The following is a 17830-nucleotide window of genomic DNA, read 5'->3' as shown; positions in this document are numbered from 1 at the left end:
CTAGCCGCCCTGCATGGGCGAGAGGATTTCGATCCGGTCGCCGTCGCTCAACTGGAACTCCGTGCGGTTGGCTTTGTGCACGAGGTCGCCGTTGACGGCGGTGGCGAGCCAATCGCCCTCATAGTCGAGCGCGGCAAGCAACTCGGCCAGCGTGGTGGCGGCAATCTCACGCGCCTCGCCGTTGACCATCAGTTTCATGAGCATGCTCCTTGGTTCTGTCTTGACTGAAAACCAGGCCGGCAGCCTGGCGCGCCATGGCGGGGGCGAGGAGAAAACCGTGACGATAAAGACCGTTGATCGCGATGATCTCACCGTCTGTTTCGACGCGTGGCAAATTGTCGGGAAATGCCGGACGGACACCCACACCGGTTTCAACGATCTCGGCCTCACCAAAGGCCGGATGGAGGGCATGGGCGGCGCCCAGCAGCTCCATCATGGAACGCGCCGTCACCGGTCCGGCGCTCTGGCTTTCAATCATCGTCGCTCCGATCATGAAACGGTGATCGGTGCGCGGCACGGCATAAAGCGGAAAGCGTGGATGAAGCAAACGGACCGGCCGCGACAGCGAGACATCAGGCGTGCGAAGGATCAGCATTTCGCCGCGAACACCGCGCAGCCTGTCATCGGCCGCTGCCATTCCCATGCAGTCTATCTGACGGGCGAAACCCGAAACAGGCCGGGCGTCGCAGCCGAAGTGGAATTTGACACCCATGGTCGCAAGGTTGTCATGAAGTGCCGCCATCGCCTGGCGTGGGTCGAGGTGAGCCTCGTTGGGGAAGAGCAATCCACGCCGGAAGCGGCCGGCGAGGTCGGGTTCCAGGAGCGCAATTTCGTTTTCATCGACGCGCCTATGCCCTGACGTGCGACTGGCGAACCGGTCAAGCTCACCGGCATCACGCGGCGCGGCCACGACCAATGTCCCGGCCCGTGTCACCTGACCCGACAGCACCGCATCCCACCAGTCGGCAGCGTCGCGTCCGAGATCCAGCACCGGCTGCTCCGCGCTTTCGCGCTCGCACCATGGCGCCAGCATGCCGCCGGCGAACCACGACGCGTTGCCGCCAAGGCCATGCCGCATCTCGGCGACTGTGACCGTCGCGCCGCGGGCGGCGAGTTCGAAAGCGACGGTGAGGCCGGCAACGCCGGCCCCTTTGACGAGCACCCTCATGATGGTTTGGGAGCCTCCGGCACGACCGGTACGCCAGTCTCGTCCGCCGGCATGTAGAGATCGCCGCCCTCCCGGTATTTTGCCGCCATTGCCGCCATGCCTTCCTTCTGAGCCTCGGCACGGATGTCGTGGGAAATGCGCATGGAGCAGAATTTCGGCCCGCACATCGAACAGAAATGTGCCAGCTTGTGCGCCTCCTTGGGCAAGGTCTGGTCGTGGAAGGACCGTGCGGTTTCGGGGTCGAGCGACAGGTTGAACTGGTCCTCCCAGCGGAACTCGAAGCGCGCGCGCGAAAGGGCATCATCCCTGGTTTTCGCTGCCGGATGGCCCTTCGCCAGATCGGCTGCATGGGCGGCTATCTTGTAAGTGATCACCCCAATCTTGACGTCGTTGCGGTCGGGAAGGCCGAGATGCTCTTTCGGCGTGACGTAGCAAAGCATTGCGGTGCCGAACCAGCCTATCATGGCGGCACCTATCCCTGAGGTGATGTGGTCATAGCCCGGCGCGATGTCGGTCGTCAGCGGCCCCAACGTGTAGAACGGCGCCTCACCGCACACTGCGAGCTGCTTGTCCATGTTCTGCCTGATCTTGTGCATGGGGACATGGCCCGGGCCTTCGATCATCACCTGGCAGTCCTTTGCCCAGGCAATCTTGGTGAGTTCTCCAAGTGTTTCCAGTTCGGCGAATTGCGCCGCGTCGTTCGCATCGGCGATTGAACCGGGACGAAGGCCGTCGCCGAGCGAGAAGGAAACGTCATAGGCTCTGGCGATGTCGCAGATCTCCTCGAAATGCTCGTAGAGGAAGCTCTCCCGGTGATGGTGCAGGCACCATTTGGCCATGATCGAGCCGCCGCGCGAGACGATGCCCGTGACCCGGTCGACGGTCAGCGGTATGTAGTGCAGCCGCACGCCGGCGTGGATGGTGAAATAGTCGACGCCTTGCTCGGCCTGCTCGATCAGCGTGTCGCGATAGACCTCCCAGTTGAGGTCCTCGGCGATGCCGCCGACCTTTTCGAGCGCCTGATAGAGCGGCACCGTGCCGATCGGCACCGGTGCATTGCGCACGATCCAGTCGCGGATGTTGTGGATGTTGCGGCCGGTCGACAGGTCCATCACCGTATCGGCGCCCCAGCGGATCGCCCACACCATCTTTTCGACCTCTTCGGCCATCGACGATGTGACAGCCGAGTTACCGATGTTGGCGTTGATCTTCACCAGGAAATTTCGCCCGATGATCATCGGTTCGCTCTCGGGATGATTGATGTTGGCGGGAATGATTGCGCGTCCGCGCGCCACCTCGTCGCGCACGAATTCGGGTGTGACGAAATCTGGGATCGCCGCGCCGAAGGCTTCGCCGTCGCGTTGCAGCTTGCCGCGCATCACCTCGCGGCCGAGATTCTCGCGGATGGCTACGAACTCCATTTCTGGCGTGATGATGCCGGCGCGCGCATAGGCAAGTTGGGTCACCGCCTTGCCCTGCTTGGCCTTGAGCGGCCGATTGCGTATCGGAAATTCCGGTGTCAGGCGCTCGCCGGTGGCGAATCCATTGTCTTCCGGCCGGACGTGGCGGCCGTCATAGGCTTCGACATCGCAACGCGCCGTGACCCATTCGTGGCGAAGCCGGGCAAGGCCTTTTTCGATGCTGGTTTGGACTGATGGATCGGTGTAGGGGCCGGACGGATCGTAGACGGTGACGGGCGGTTCGCCGGCCGTCGGATGGACGGAAATCTCGCGCATCGGCACCCTGATCTGCGGGTAGAGGACGCCGGGCTTGTGGATTTTCCGCGAGGCGGGCAGTGGTCCCGTCGACACGGCGGGGGTGAGGGCATTCATCGTGAGGCTCCTTTGCTCATGCATTGGAGACCCAGTTCTGTGCCGGAAGGATGAAAAGACGCTTCTGTAGACCTGCTGCAGCAGGACCTCGGGCGTAAACTCCCGCAAAGCGCTTGCACCGTCCCTACGCCAGTATGAACTGGATCAGGTTCAACGGGTCACTGCGCCGCGAAAGCCAGCAGTATCTCAGCCCCTTACCGGGACTCCCCTGGTGAATGCCTCAAGTTGAATGGGCCGGTGCTGCTTTGTCAAGCGCCTTCGGGCGCCTTCGGGCGCCTTCGGCCGGTGGCGACGTCCGGCGGCCGGCCGAGCGGAGAGCTCGCGCATGCATCGGGGACAAGTCACGCCCCGTAGACCAGGGCTGGAATGGCCAAAGTCTCATTCGCTTCGTGAAGGATGGAAAAACTGTATCGGCCATGTGCGTCGAGATCGACCGAGTAGCTCAGGCGGTCACGGATGTGGTTATCCTGGTCGAAGGCGACGATTTGCGGCTTCAGCGAGGTGATTTGCACCACGTCCAGGTAGATGGAGTTGCAGATATGATCTGGTCGTCGGGCTGGCAGGTGCAAGCGGCCGCTCTATTCAGGATGCGGCATCGGCGGCGTTCCCGATACCAATGATATCTTGCGGGCAACTTATGCAATCACCGGCTTCGTAAAACCCGACGGCGGCGGCCGTGTCCTGGCGCTGAGGATGTGCCGCTGTTCCAGCAGAGAAATCGCGTGGGCGCGGAGTTTTCGCTCTGCGAGGAAGAGTTGACGCAATCGTTTAGCTTGCTTGCAGTTCGTAGAGACCCGCCTTTGAAAGCAACTAAGCTATTGCATTGATATGTTGGTGCGCGATCGATCGCTACATAGCCGGCCGCCATTATCCGAGTATTGATCCGCCGGTGTTCGTGTTGCCGTATATGGCAATCCCTGCGAGATCGTCGCGGCCGGATCGGCCGCACCCTCTAGTCATAAAAGGGGAAGCGACCGAGAATTCCGCTGCCGAAAACTTCTCTGGCTTGGCTATGCATGCGGTAGATGAGATCGCCGCCTACCGCGACCTGGTCGAGGAAGGCATCGACGCCCAGTTCGGACAGCCTGGTTATCGCAATGCGTTAGCGGCTCAGACTTGCGGTCTCGAGAGCGGCCTTTGGGGGTCACCTCTTTTTTGTTTCAGAGGTTGGAAGACGGCTGCTCGTTACCCAATAGAAATGGCGACTACGGAACGCGATCGATCGCGGCCATCAGGAAACACCTGTCTTCGGCTCAACCTCGACATGGCGTCCGATCGACCGCAGATATACAGCTATCTCGTCCATGAGATGATCGCGTTCGCCGTAGATCTCAGCAATCCTGCGCAGCTGTGGCTCGACGGACCTCCGTTGCGCCGGCGTCAAATCAGCATCGCCAAAGACATATCCCAAGTTGCCAATCGCGCAAATGTTGCAGCCGGCCTCCACAACTGCTTGCACGAATGCCGGAATGTCTTTTTCTTGCATAGTCTTCATGTCGAACCTCTCGTGAATGGCGTGCTTGCGCGCCCATGCTGCCTTTTCAGCGTGTCCTCTGGGCGGCGCAAGCCTTGAGCGTAATTGTGCCGGGCAACCTCGACTATCCCGTCTGCCACGCTCTTTAGAGTCGGTGGGGTCTGGTGATTGCAGGCTGGGCCACTCAAAAGCCTGCAAGAAGAAAGTCATGGCGACCATTGCTCAAGATCGCGAGGGTGCGTGCAAGACCTTCCGTTGGCAGTCATGCACGCTCACCCAGCAACTGGGTATTGAGCAACTGGGTCTCACGTCGCGGGTCTCGTGTGCTTCACAGCCGAAAATAAGGTACCACCGTGGCTATTCTCAAGTGCAGGCTACCTCTTCAGGACACGGCGGAGTGCCTTCCGACGCACCCCTGGTGCAACGTGCGACCTAACGAGACACATCTCGTTCGCGTTCCCTCGACCTTTCTTCGTATTGCTGCTTGCCCTGCGATTTCAGGCCCTCTGCTAGCTTCTCGGCCGCTCTTTGGCCTGCAATGTCACTATTCAAGATCATATCCGACATCCCTGGATGGTCATAACCGTAATGCGCATGCAGTTTCCCTCACGAGCAGCGCCTATCCGTCGATTAGTTCGTCTTCCGGAACCCGAAGCCCTTTTTATCCGGCGTACCTATCCACCATTCAACCGGTATACCTTTCCCAACTTTGGCGGACCATTTACCTCAGGCATGATCATCTCGCGTGACATTTTTTTTTGGCGCCATCATCGCACGTGGCATTTTCTAAAAACCAAGACGTGTCAATTTGTAAAATCAAGGATGCGGCCGCGCCCGTTGCGAGGATTTGCAGGTAGCTCTTCAGCCCCAACACGATGTGTGAGGCGGCGGTGGAAAAGGCAACCGACGGCGTCGACGCGTCCTTTGATGATCGCAAGCGATATGCTTCGTCGCGAGCCCAGATTGCGGTCTCGGGCACAAGGCGAGATCACAGTTCTGCGATCTGTGGTAACGCGAGCCCGCAAAGCGCCGCTGCGGCCACCGCTTTTGGAATCTGGACGAGATTCGTCGTCGTCTGAGATCAGTTGATCGAGCAGTTCGCGCGCGCGGGACGCGCTTGCGGTGCAGTCTCTCCCGCGAGCTCGCCCGTGACCTTCTCATCGACGACATCCGAGAGCTGCGCGGACGGCCCTATGACCTCGTCGCTGTCGCCGGCGGCTGGAAGCACCTGACACGGCCGGCCTATGCCGATGCCATCCGCGCCTGCGGAAGCAGCGGGCGTGCCGTGGACCTGACGTGGTCGGACGTGCTGATGCTGATGTGCATCGGCACTTCCAGCCGATTACCCGCGCCGAATTGTCGTCGGTTTTCGGGAAGTAATCAGTCGCGACCTGATCGGCCATCTGCGGCACCGGCCTGATCGCGTCGAACCCGCGCAGTCCGACGCCCGGCGCTCCCTACACCTATGTGACGACAAAAGCGTCCTGCTCGAGTTCGGCCTCGACACGCTTCGCGATCTCCCGGACTGCGAGGCGCTCGAGGATGCCGGGCTGCTGAGCAGAGATGAGCTGCTTGCTGGTGAAATTATGCCAGAGTTGGCTAGTGGCCATGAGGATGCGGGTTTGGATACGGAGGAATAGCTTGGCGCTGCAGACGCTGTGGCCACCGGGCTTGCGAGTGCTTCCAGCTTTCCATAGCGAATCTAGCGCGCCCAAGGGCGTCCGAAATTTGTAGGCAAATTTCGGACATGGACACGGTCAGCGACGTCAAGCAGGCAGCGGTATGCGGCCTCTGCACCGCTGTCGCCCAAAAATTCGTGGCCATGGGCAAGCCCCACTTGAGACCCCCAGAGAGAACGCTCGTGAGCGATGGAAACGGTTTTGGTCCAAAGCTTGATACAGATGGCCTGCAGATGGGTGTAGGGTTTCAAAGCGCTCGAAGACGCGCCTTCGCAGAGTTAAAAGTCCGCGACGAACTCGTGTGTCGTTTGTCGCCAACTGCAAATTCGATAGTTAGCGCAATTATACTGCGCCGAGTCTGCCATCTCGAGCCCCAAGGGTTTGTGAGGCCTCTCGGCTCACCACCGCCTTTGCTAACCGCCGTGATTCCAAAGACGCGTGCCTTTACGGAGGGGGTCAAACGGCCTATATTATTCTTTATAAGGAGAAGAATAATGGGCACACTTGCTCGCATCTACACCCCCGCAGAGGCAGCCGCCGTCAGCGGGATAGGAATCAAGGCCGTGCACAATGCGATCGACAAACGCATTGTCGATACTGTGCCAAGCACTGCTCGGCGCATCGGTGGGGTCGTCCGACGGGCATTGACCGGCGAGGATTTGCTGCGGCTCAAGCTTTGGTATGGCGTGGGTGCGACATTGCCCGCTGATCGTCGCTACCGCCTGTTCGAGGAAATCAAAGCTGCCCCAAGGGCCAAGACCGTAAGGGCCGACGACCTGCTGATCGTCGACGTCGCCGAGGCACGTAAACAGCTCAAAGCGCGCATCGTGGATCTTGATGAAGCGGAGGCCGCCATCGGCCGCGTTAAAGGGGTGATGGGCGGAGAGCCTGTCTTCAAAGGAACCCGCATCCCTGTTCGTATGATCACGACGATGCTAGCGCAGGGCGCAGATGAAGCGGAGGTTCTGGAGGGATATCCGAAGCTAACGCCGCGCGTGATTGAGCTCGCCAGAATGTGGGTCGCCGCGCACCCGGTTCGTGGGCGGCCTAAGAAGCTGGTCGAGCAGGGCGTGAAAATAAAGTCGTCGAAGCGCGTGGTTTTGAAGGGCGACCCAGGTCCGTCGGCCAGGTCGAGACGCGTGTGACCTCGTGAGGTTTCTGATCGATGAGTGCCTGCACACGTCTCTGGTTGCGGTAGCCCAAGAACGCGGACATGAAGCAAACCACGTCAACTGGCTTGGGCTAAGCGGCGAAACCGACTGGGACCTCATGCCGCTCATTATCGATGAGGATTTCACCTTCGTCACCAACAATGCTAAGGACTTCAGGAAGCTCTATGCCAAAGAACCGGTTCACGCCGGCCTGATTATCGTCGTCCCTCAGGTCGGGCCTGAAAAACAGAGAGAGCTCTTCGATGCTCTCCTCGAGGATCTTGGCCCAGAGGAATTCCTGATTAATGAAGTTATCGAAATCGAGATCGAAAACGGCATTGCAATCGTAACACGATACGATCTGCCGTCGCCCTAGCTGAGGCTGCGCGATCTCCGCTTATGACCGACCCGGTTGCCAGTCGCTCATCTGCAAAATGTTACCGCCGAGTTTTGCAAACGCGCGTTGGCGGCAGGAGAAAACGAGAATCTGCTGATCGTGTGATTGACGATGCAAAGCGTCGAACATGCGCTCGATGCGGTCGTCATCGGAATAAACCAAAGCGTCATCCAGGATAACCGGTGTGGGTCGGCCGTCGCGGGCAAGCAAACGGGCGAAGGCCAGACGTGTCAGAACCGAAAGCTGTTCTCGCATGCCGCCACTCAACCTATCGACATCCTCATCCTGACCATTGCGGCGAACGGTCTGTGGCAACAGTGTGTTCTCGTCGAACACTATGGAGATGTCATCGAATAGCAATCCAAGCAGCGGTCGCAGCTCGGACATGACCGGCTTCAGATAAAGATCGCGTGCCGTCGAGCGCGCAGCGACCAGCGTCGTGCGCAGCCGGTCGAGGACGGCTTTTTCGAATTCGAAGCGTCTCGCTCGCTCTCCAGCGATTTCCAATTTTTCTGTGGCCTCGCGCAAAGCTTCTTCCACCGCGTCGTCGGACCGAGTGCGAATATGGCCATTGAGATCGGCCAGGGTTACACGCAACTGACTTGCTTCCTGTGTGGCGGCATCCTGAACCGAACGGGCGCGGCGCAGAACGGCTTCAGCGCTGGTGAGATCGCGAGCGCCGTCGCGCAGGGGAGCAGCGCGCATTTCGGCCGCTTCGCGCAGCTTTTGTCGTGCGGTGGCCTCGGTGAGCAGCAAGCGCCCCTTTTCCTCGCGCGCTGCATCGGGTCCCAATATGACCTCGAGGCTGGTCAGTTCCGCCTGGATGGTGACATAAGCCGTCTCCGCAGCCATGACAGCCTCGTCGGCATGGCTGCGCAAAGGCAAGGCCTCGCGCACGCTGTTGCGTGTTGTCGCCACACGCTGCTCGGCTGCGGCATGATGTTGCCGGATCTGTTCTGGATCGACTTTGAGTTCGAGGTCCCCGGCCCCGAGGGCACTCAGACGAGCAAGCTCCTCGTGTAATTGCTGTATCCCCTTGGGCGCGAGATCGGCAAGTCGCTGACGCGCCAAGCCCAGTTCGGTAGCTTTGTCGCGCGCTTCCACTAGGCGCTGGCGTGCCGTCCTGAGGCTATCGACACCGAGGGACGCAAGCAGGCTGCGGTGCTTCGCTTCGGCGTCTTCGATGGTCCGGTCGGCCTGCTGCGGCCGATTCGATCGCAGGGTCAAGGCTCCGATGCCGGCAATATCCAGGCGTACGGTGCCAGCAAAGCTTTGGTCTTCTGCATGGGGCAAGGGCTTGGCATCGATGGTCACCAAATCGGCGGCGCCGTCCCGGTATTCCATGCATAGCGTCGGCAGGGTTGCCAGGTGAGCTGCACGAAGGCTGGCGATCTCGATTTCGAGCGCCTGGAGTTGCTCGACAGCTTGTTCCGGCACCGCCAGCATCGCCAGTGCTGCCTCTCCATCTTCGATCTGGGTTCTGGCGACTTCGGCTTGTTTCAACCGGTTGTCCGAGCCGGCCAGTTGTTCGGCAGCGTCACGCGCCAAAAGAGTCGCATCCAGCCGCGCGAGCAATTCGCGTGCTTCGCGCTCTTCCAGTTCGGCTGCTTGAACTTCGCCCATCGCTTGTTCGTTTTCGGCAATGGCAGAAGCGCGCCGATCGAGAACCTCACTGCGGCGAAGCTGCGCAATCGTCGACTGCTGGCGCAAATCCGTGGCTCGTTTGAGCGCGGTCCGAAAACTATCGAGGGCCTGCTGCGCCGCGTCGTGGTGAATTGCGGCAAGGGCAGCTTCCGCCTCGGCGGCTTTCAAGGCTTCGCTGTGCGATTTGGCGGCCTCGACTGCGGCTTCCGCGGCCGAGATGGCTTCCCGCCGAGTGGCGCCTTCTTCGGGGTTTTCAAGCTCAGACAGACGCGCCAACGCCATGCGCCGCTTGTCGAGCGAATCGCGCAGACCGGTGACTTCGGCGCTGAGACGCTGCTCGTCTTTCACCAGCTTGTCACGCTCGTCGAGCGCTGCCGCATAGAGACCGCCGCTCTTGGGACGCAGCGTTGACGTAACCAGGCTATAGAGTTCTTCTTCACATGCCGCGGCGATTTCGGCCATGCGTCGCCCGCCGGTCAGGGCTTCAACTTCCCCCTGAACCGAGGACAGTAGGCTTTCGCGCACGCGTTTTTCGCCGTCCTCCTCGCTTTTGCTGCGCCTTTCGATGCCGGTGACCCCTTGGCGAACCCAGAGCAATCCTGCCGGTCCTGCGCTTCCGCCATGGATTAGTTTGCCGATAAAGGCTTCGGCCTCATCGGCTTGAGCCAACAGTCGCCCGCCGTCGAGGTCAATAACGCTGGCCAGCCTGCCGCCATAAAACTGCTTGGCAAGTCGATAGCGTCCTTCTGAAGTGGTGATGTCGGCCTCCACCACCGGATTGCCCCCACTGTAAGGCCGCAACAGTCGCACGCCTTCGGGTGTGCCCGTGTGAGGCTGGAAAAAGAGTGCGTGCAGCGCTTCGAAGAAGGTTGATTTGCCGAACTCATTGACCGCGCAAAGCACGTTGACGCCGTCGCCGATGTTTTCGATGGCGACGCCTTGCCCGGCGAACCGTTTGACGTTGTGGAGCCGAAGGGCCGTAAGTTTCATGATCCCATCGCCTCGCAATAGCTGAACAACCGAACCAGTGCTTCTCGCGATATGTCGCGTTCGACAGCCGACCGGGTTTCGTCGCTGCTTTCATCCAACAGTGCCTGCGCTGCCTCGCGAAGGGCACCAGAGCGGTCGATCCGATCCAAATCGCCACTTTCGCAGTCGGTCGCGAGCCCGTCCCCGTCCAGTTCCAGATAGGCGAAGTCGGGCGCGGCTACCGCGATCGCCGCTTGAAGGATCGTTCGCCCACTTAACCGCACCCGGCCAGACGCGGCAATTCGCAGCAAAGTCTGACGCCGCAGATGAGCCGGTGGAAGCAACGCTTCAAATGCCGCGGCGCTGTCGTCGCCAGACAGCAGATGCAGGGGAGCGGTTTTCCAGGAAAAGCTAGCTGTTTCAACGGCCACGATCTCGGGCACGGCGCCAGGCCCGGCAATGGAAACGACAAGGGCCTGACCGGGTGTATCATGCTTGAAACGGTCAGGTTCGGGCGCACCGCTATAACGGCTGCGCTCATTGATGGTGACGGGTCCGTGCCAGTCGCCAAGTGCCAGATAATCGAGGCCGGCCTTAGTCGCGCGATCTGGTGCAATGACATCGGACGCTGCTGAATCTTCGGAAAAGTTCTGAATAGCGCCATGAGCAAGGCCGAGCCGGATGGCGCCTTGCGGCGTCGCGGCGCTGTTCATCCACTCGGTAAGGTCGCGACCGGGTCTGCGGGTGGTGCAAGGTGCAGGCAGCAGCGCCACGTCCGCGCCAATGGTCAGGGTTTCGGGCCGCGTCGCCAGCAGGACATTGTCCGGCACAACGCTGTCCGCTGCACTCCACAATTGATCAGCCAACAGGGAATCATGGTTGCCAGGCAGCAATATCCAGCGCAGAGGCGCGCTCTGGCTCATCTCGGCCATGGCCTGCCGCAACATCGCTGGAGTGGGCGTTTCGGTATCGAACGTATCGCCGGCCAGAAGTATGGTGGATGCACCATGGACGCGTGCCTGCTCTGCCAGCCGGCTGATCGCGCCATGGCGCGCTTCACGGAGCCGCCCGCGCAGATCCTCTGGCATGTTGCCGAACCGCTTGCCGATATGAAGATCGGAGCTGTGGATGAATCGAAACATGGAGTCTCCGAGACTATGTCGATGCCAGGTTGCGCTGGGCGCGATCGATGGCTTCATCCAGCCGGGAGCGTGAAATCGCCGCAAGTCGCTCGACACCGAGCAGACGTGCAAGGTCGAGAGCGGGGTCGGACTGTTCCAGAATGTCCTCGTTCGCAACGACGACAGCGGCCAGCTCGGCGATTGGAATGTCGGCAATGGACCGGCGGGCATCGGCATCGAACGGCATGCGATAATCAAGCAGGTCGACCACCGTCCCTCTCTTCCATAGGAAGCTGCCGCTGGATTCTTCAGTTCTATCGAACTCGCGCAGATGCAGGTCGATCCGCTCCCGAATCTTGTTGCCCGTTCTGAGCCAGCCATGCGCCCGTGCGATGCGCTGCGCAAGGACGTCATCTCGCAGAGGTCCTTCCTGCTCGATCACCGCGTCGACCATGGACCGCAGCGTGCCTCGGTAGACGAAGTCATAAAACTGATCCGGGCTGGTGGAAAATCCGGTTAGATCAGTCAGGCGATAACGGCCGCCCGTCGGTACGGTATCATGCGTCGAATGCGCGGCCGCAGGCAAAATTCCTGCAGATGCCGATGGGCGCTCTCCCGTCGCGAGGGGAGCGGCGACAAGTTCTGGCTCTGATTTTATCGACGGATGTTCCGGTTCGCCGGCCGATGCTAGGTCTTCGGCTGGCAATGGGTCCATGGGGTCGACCTTATGTCCCATGTCCCAATGGATCGCGGCTTCACTTTCCTGTTGTTCAGCCTGTTTGCGACGGCTTTCCTCGAGCAGCGCGGCCAGGCTGGCATGAAGCCTCTCGGTGCAACCTTCGAGATCAAACCACCAATCGGTTGACCATACCCGGACAATGTTCCACCCGAGGCCGCGCAGGACCTGCTCGCGGACCTTGTCTCGATCTCGCGCCGTGGCAGAACTGTGATAGGTCGCGCCGTCGCATTCGACCCCAGCCAGATAGGCGCCGGCGAGATCGGGATGCCGGATCCCTATATCCACTCGAAAGCCCGAAATGCCGACTTGAGGAACGATGGTCCATCCGCGCTTCTCAAGCTCGGCAGCGACGGCCTCCTCGAAAGGGGATTCCAGGGCTCCGACCGATCCGCGTTCCTGCGCTGGCAATGCCACAGCGCCGCGTTCGGCAAAATCGAGAAAGGCTTTGAGATGCTGTACGCCGATCGCTTTGGTTCGGTTGGGGTCGATCTGGTCGGCGGCAAAACCTGAAAATACGATCAGTTCCTGCCGCGCACGCGTCACCGCGACATTCAGCCGGCGTTCGCCGCCGTCCCGATTCAGCGCGCCGAAATCCATGCTGCGCTTGCCGGCATTATCTTGCGAAAAGGTGATCGAAAACAGGATTATGTCACGCTCGTCCCCTTGGACATTTTCCAGATTCTTGACGATGGCGGGCTCAATACGCTCGTCGGCAAAGAACCATTCAAGCTCCGGCTCTGTCTGGCGTGCCTTGTCGAAAAGGTCGAGGATGAGCGACTGCTGTTGCGCGTTGAAAGTGATGACTCCGAGCGTGGGTCGGTCCTTTTCCGGTAGGGCCAGCCAACGCCGCATCCTGCTGACCGCCTCGTCGGTTACCGCTTGGGCTTCGATTCGATTGGTGCGGCTTTTGCCACGGTCATAGATGCCGGTCGTGATTTTTCGCAGCTGAACTGCCCGATCTTCCACCGTTGGCGAAGGGAATGTGATGAGCCGGTTCTGATAGTAGTGATGGTTGGAAAAGGCGATCAGCGACTCATTGCGGCTACGATAATGCCAGCGCAGGTCACGTACCGGGATGCCGGCCGCTTTGGCTTCGTCGAGAATGCTCTCAAGATCCTTTTCGTGTTCGACGACTTCCTCGTCCTCCTCGTTGCGGCCAAAGAAATTGGTGGGCGGCAACTGCTTGGGATCGCCTACGATTATGGTTTGATGGGCTCGCGCGATGGCACCGACGGCGTCCCAGGTGGTGATCTGCGATGCTTCGTCGAAAATCACCACGTCGAACAGGGCTTGGTCGGGCGGTAGATATTGAGCGATTGAAAGAGGGGACATCAGCATGCACGGCGCGAGCTTGGCAAAGCTCGTCGGCATCGCGCCAATCATCTCGCGGATTGACCGGCTGGGCCGCTGCAATTCCATCTGATGGCGCAACAGGCCCAACTCGGAATTGCGCGGGACGCCTTGCACAGCCGGCAAACCATGAGCGATGGCACTGATGACGCGAAGGCTTGCTTGAGCGCGGACAAGATCGTCGATTTCCCGGAAATCTTCGATGGCGTGCTCGTGCTGGAAGCGACGGAAATTCCGCAGCACCGGATCGGCATCCAGCGTGGCCGGCAGCCACCAGCGTACATAGGCCAGGCGGAACGCGGATTGAGCTTCAGCTGGTCGCACTAGACCCGCCTCGATATCGTCGACCAACGCTCCCAGATTGTGACTGACAGCCCTGCGACGAATGCCGCACCACGAAGTCCAGTCCCGGAGAAGATGACGGGCGTCGAGCAAGTCTCCCATCGCAGTCGTCAATTCGGTCAGCGGGTTATCATGTTCTGCCCAAGAAGGCGTCTTTCCAGCAGGGATCGCAAATTGGGTCTTGGCAGCCTCGAATGCTGCAGAAGCCGCAAGGAAGCGGGCTGCCCCATAGCGCATCGTGCTATCTGCTGCACCGCTTCGCAGGCTCGGGGCGGTTGCTTGCAGGAGCGCTTTGAAATCCTCCGTGCCGAGGCCGGGCAGGCGTAGCGTCTGTCGAAGCCTTTCGGCCATCGAGAGTATCTGATCGATACGGTGGGTGTCGGTATCAAGTGCGGCAAATCCGATCGGCTTCCCAGATAGGATGTTGGCTTCGACAGTGGCCCGGCGGTCCTGCATCAGGCGCAACAGCAGCAAGTCGTGCTGAGGATCGGCTACCCCCTCTGTGACATAGCCTTGAAGCAGCTTCTGGACTTTGCGTTTGCCCAACTGACTGTTTGGCCAGAATGCAGAAGCGGCCTGCTGCCATTGCTGCTCTATGTCCTCCACCCGTATGCGCGCAACGGCAGCCTCGTCATAGCGGGCCGACAGGTCCTTGCGAGACTTGCGATAGTCTCCGATTGCCTCATTGAGAGTGGCGAGGGCTCCCCGCAACTGGGCGAAATCTCGATCAAAGACAATGCTGACGTCATAGCCGGCACTGTCCTGGAGTGCCGCTGCTAGTTTTCGCAGCGCTTCGAGCTCCGCTTTTGACGCGTCGCCTTTGGCGCGCAGGCCGATGCTCACCAGGAAGGCGTCGAGTGCGGTCGCTAGAACCTCGGACGCATTCTTGAGGGTCTTTGCCCCTTCGAGCAAATTGTCCTGCCAGCCTGACGTCCACTCGGTGACATCTATAAGACGCAAGACCGACCGCATCTCCACCGACTGAAATGCGAGACCTGTTTCGGCGGCAATATGCTCCAGCGCCAGCCGGTTTGCCTCGTCATGGGAATCGCGCGATGGCCAGGACAATCTCGGAGCGTGCTGCCGCTTGTTCTTGAGAGCGATGCCGAGCGCCAGATAAGGCGTCAGACCATTGACATGGTGCCGATGCAGCGCTTCGACATAGGCATTCAGTTCGTCGCGACGGACGCGAAGCCGCTCGTTGATCGCAATCCACTCCGCTGCGTCCACGCGCACGCCGCTTTCCCAGCTGATCCTGAGCTGGGTGAGAAAGTTGCGTCGGTCCGCCTTGCTGGAATGGAGTTCGAGACAATGCGCGCCCAGGCCATGTTCGCGCAGGCGGCGATACACCACATCGAGCGCCGCCGTCTTCTCGGCCACAAACAGCACGGTTTTGCCAACTGAAAGACAGTTGGCAATCATGTTGGCAATGGTCTGGCTCTTGCCAGTGCCGGGAGGACCGATGATGACAAAATCGCGACCCTCAGCGGCGGCAAGACTTGCGGCGGTCTGTGAGGAGTCGGCCGGCAGCAGCAAAACCATGTCGGACGGGGCATAGTGCCGGTCGAGTTCGCGCTCGTCGCGGAATGATGCGCCATTGCCCTCGAAAGCTATCTCCGGCGTGTCGATCAGATGGCGCACGACACGGTTTTCGCGCAGCGCATCGGTACGCTCGACCAGATCCTTCCACATGAGAAACTTGGCGAAGGAAAAGGTCGACAGCGCCGTCTCGTCCACCACCTCCATGCCGGGGACGTCGCGCACTGCCTGGCGCATAAGACCGAGCAGCCTCGGCACATCAACGCCGCTTTCGTCCTCGGGCAGCTCACCGGAAAACTGTGGCAGTTTGAGCTCGAAGTCGCGTTCGAGAAACTGCAACAAGGTTGCGTTGAATCGCGGTTCATCTTCATGGAAGCGCAAGGTAAAATGCGATGTTGCGCTGCGGCGCTCGATTTTGACCGGTACGAGCAGCAATGGCGCGCGATAGCTGCGCTCGTCCTCGGCCTTCTTCTTCCAGCGCAGGAAGCCGACCGCCAGGAAGAGCGTATTCGCGCCGCCCTCGGCAAAATCGTTGCGCACTTGCCGGTAAAGATCGATCAGCCGGGATTCCAATTGACGCCCATCGAGCGTCGACGGGAGCTCGTCGCGCAGAAGCGCTTCCGCGGCAAAGCCACGCTGGAGGTCACGTCCGTGCACCTCGCGATAGAGGACAGCATCCCGCTCGCCCAGTGGATTCTGTTCGGGGAGCGAAATCAGCCGGATCGAAGCGCCTGCCATCAGACGGTCCTCGAGGTAGCCGACGTCAGTACAAAGAAACGGAATTGTCTTCTTGGAGTCCGGAAAATTGAGCAGGCGGTTCCGCAGTGTCAAATCGAGGAGCTTTTTCTGCCAGCGGTCGATCCGTCCGGCCGCTGTCGTCGGCTTTACCTCGACGATCTCGACCGGCAGGGCTACCACGGCCGGTGCGGCTGGCAACGGCAACGCGATTTCGGTTGCCGCCTCTGCATCCACGCTGCGGCGCGTCGGTTCGTGCGAAGCAAGCGGTGTGATGCCGCCGCTGCGCGAGCGGCGTATATCGATGGCTGCGACAAAGGTGGCTACCTGCGTTTCGTCGAGCCGCTGTTCGATTGCGTGTTGGGCAGCCTCCAACGTCATCGCCGGCCGATGCGTCACGCCTGTCGTCTCAAACACGATGAGTTCGCGCGATGCCAGCGCCTTGCGGACCTCCATGGCATCGGGTTCAATGGCGTTGGCGAGCGTCCTTTGTGTCATCCAGACGCCGACGGCCGCGTGTCCCTGAAACATCAAAACGACGGGATGCAAGCCCGTCGCCTCCAGGGCGGACGCGAATAACAGACTGGTATCGAGACAGGTTGCCAGCTTTTCTGCCGTAATAATTGAGGGACGTCGAATTTTTTGGCCGCGGCTTTCGAAGCTCGCAGGTGGCTCTGCATAATGCAGCGATAGGCCAGCAATGGCCGAATAAATTGCGGCCGCCAGCATGAATGCGCGTTGCGGATTGCCGCTTTGATAGCCATCGAGGCTGGAAGGATGACCATGCGCTGCGAGCAGCTCCGCTGCGGAACGCAGCAGTCCTGCGATCGCCGGGTCGTTCGGCATGACGAATGCGGCGAGCAATTGCGCCATATCGACGACGCCACCCCATTCGTCGCGGGCAAGCAGGCGCACCGCAACGCGCTGCTCGGCCAGCACTGCGCCTCCTGAGGTTAGGCGCAACGTTATCTCCCCGCGCTCAGCCTCGTTGAGACCGGCCAGATAGCCGGCGTCGAGATCGATTTTTCGATCGCTTAAGGGAAGCCGGTCGCCAGCAACGATCCGATCAATTGTCCAGCTTTTGGCGCGCAAAAAAGGGGGGTTCGATGTCAGCTCGAGAGTGCATTTTTCGAAACCCTGCTGGGTCGGGTTGTTGAGCGCGATAGACCGGATCACCGGAATAGCATTTTGGAAGGACGCATATGTAAAGCTGGCGGCGATGTCCGCCACGACTTCTATTACGGGCGCGGCTGATATACCGGCAGCATCGCCAGTCTCCGAACTCGTTTCCATACCCCATCCCCTATTTTCATTTACGATAGAACTTTGCCGCCAGAATTTGAAAGTAAATTCTCGGTATGGTCGCCGCTTATGTCCAGCAGCATAGATTTCTAAAAGTGTTACCGCCCAGATAACGGTCGAAATGGAGACAGGCGATAATCGGTCGTCACGATTGGAGGGGATCCAAAAGTCGCGGAAATCGGAGCGCCGGCGCACGCTGCTGAAACCCAAGACGGGCAGGACGTCATCCGCAAATGTGTGGCGGTCCGGGCGCCATGGACCAAGCGTTGCGCGCCTATCGCGAGCGCTGTCGTGGCGCCTATCGCGGACTCGGACCCAGCCCGACAGTGACGGCGAACCTCGATCGGCCTATCGGTGAGGCGGTCGAATTCCGCCCATAGACTATCGA

Annotated in this window: 10 protein-coding genes, 1 pseudogene and 1 riboswitch; of the genes and pseudogenes, 3 read left to right on the top strand and 8 right to left on the bottom strand. The window is 60.3% G+C overall.

What is annotated here, in order from left to right; translation table 11 throughout:
- The 5 genes from thiS to EN861_RS36775 form a co-directional block, all read right to left on the bottom strand.
- Complete coding sequence (thiS, locus tag EN861_RS09615) at positions 1 to 198, bottom strand: sulfur carrier protein ThiS (RefSeq protein WP_126057620.1); 198 nt, start codon at positions 196 to 198, stop codon at positions 1 to 3.
- Positions 167 to 1168 carry a glycine oxidase ThiO gene (thiO, locus tag EN861_RS09610; protein WP_126057621.1) on the bottom strand — a complete coding sequence of 334 codons (1002 nt, stop codon included), beginning with the start codon at positions 1166 to 1168 and terminating at the stop codon, positions 167 to 169. The genes thiS and thiO overlap by 32 nt, the downstream gene beginning before the upstream one ends.
- Entirely contained in the window at positions 1165 to 3000 is a 1836-nt protein-coding gene (thiC, locus tag EN861_RS09605; RefSeq protein ID WP_126063809.1) for a phosphomethylpyrimidine synthase ThiC, read from the bottom strand. Before thiC ends, thiO begins: the two co-directional genes overlap by 4 nt.
- A gap of 103 nt (positions 3001 to 3103) precedes the next feature.
- Positions 3104 to 3220, bottom strand: a riboswitch (TPP riboswitch).
- A 121-nt stretch (positions 3221 to 3341) separates the two neighbouring features.
- Complete coding sequence (locus EN861_RS09600; RefSeq protein ID WP_245454713.1) at positions 3342 to 3569, bottom strand: hypothetical protein; 228 nt, start codon at positions 3567 to 3569, stop codon at positions 3342 to 3344.
- A 662-nt stretch (positions 3570 to 4231) separates the two neighbouring features.
- Entirely contained in the window at positions 4232 to 4693 is a 462-nt protein-coding gene (locus EN861_RS36775) for a hypothetical protein (protein WP_306283303.1), read from the bottom strand.
- A gap of 898 nt (positions 4694 to 5591) precedes the next feature.
- Between EN861_RS36775 and EN861_RS36225 the strand changes: the two are divergent.
- The 3 genes and pseudogenes from EN861_RS36225 to EN861_RS09580 all read left to right on the top strand — a co-directional run bounded on the left by EN861_RS36225 (position 5592) and on the right by EN861_RS09580 (position 7680).
- Positions 5592 to 6114 (top strand): annotated as a pseudogene (locus EN861_RS36225) (SMC-Scp complex subunit ScpB).
- A gap of 533 nt (positions 6115 to 6647) precedes the next feature.
- Positions 6648 to 7298, top strand: coding sequence for a DUF433 domain-containing protein (locus EN861_RS09585; protein WP_126057624.1), 651 nt, complete (start codon positions 6648 to 6650; stop codon positions 7296 to 7298).
- Positions 7299 to 7302: 4 nt separating this feature from the next.
- The gene (locus EN861_RS09580) at positions 7303 to 7680 is read left to right on the top strand and encodes a DUF5615 family PIN-like protein (protein ID WP_126057625.1); all 378 of its coding nucleotides are present in this window, start codon (positions 7303 to 7305) and stop codon (positions 7678 to 7680) included.
- 21 nt (positions 7681 to 7701) lie between these two features.
- Here the strand turns inward: EN861_RS09580 and EN861_RS09575 are convergent, their stop codons facing one another.
- From EN861_RS09575 to EN861_RS09565, 3 genes are read right to left on the bottom strand one after another with little or no spacing between them, the layout of a single operon-like run.
- Positions 7702 to 10335: an ATP-binding protein gene (locus EN861_RS09575; RefSeq protein ID WP_126063810.1), complete on the bottom strand. Its 2634-nt coding sequence runs from the start codon at positions 10333 to 10335 to the stop codon at positions 7702 to 7704.
- Positions 10332 to 11456, bottom strand: coding sequence for a DNA repair exonuclease (locus tag EN861_RS09570; RefSeq protein ID WP_126057626.1), 1125 nt, complete (start codon positions 11454 to 11456; stop codon positions 10332 to 10334). Before EN861_RS09570 ends, EN861_RS09575 begins: the two co-directional genes overlap by 4 nt.
- 13 nt (positions 11457 to 11469) lie before the next feature.
- The gene (locus EN861_RS09565) at positions 11470 to 17433 is read right to left on the bottom strand and encodes a DUF3320 domain-containing protein (protein WP_126057627.1); all 5964 of its coding nucleotides are present in this window, start codon (positions 17431 to 17433) and stop codon (positions 11470 to 11472) included.
- Positions 17434 to 17830: the final 397 nt, after the last annotated feature.

The sequence above is a fragment of the Mesorhizobium sp. M8A.F.Ca.ET.218.01.1.1 genome, from assembly GCF_004791165.1.
Classification (GTDB): Bacteria; Pseudomonadota; Alphaproteobacteria; order Rhizobiales; family Rhizobiaceae; genus Mesorhizobium.
The sequence above is the reverse complement of the archived record's forward strand: the minus strand, read 5'-3'. Positions and strand labels throughout refer to the sequence as shown.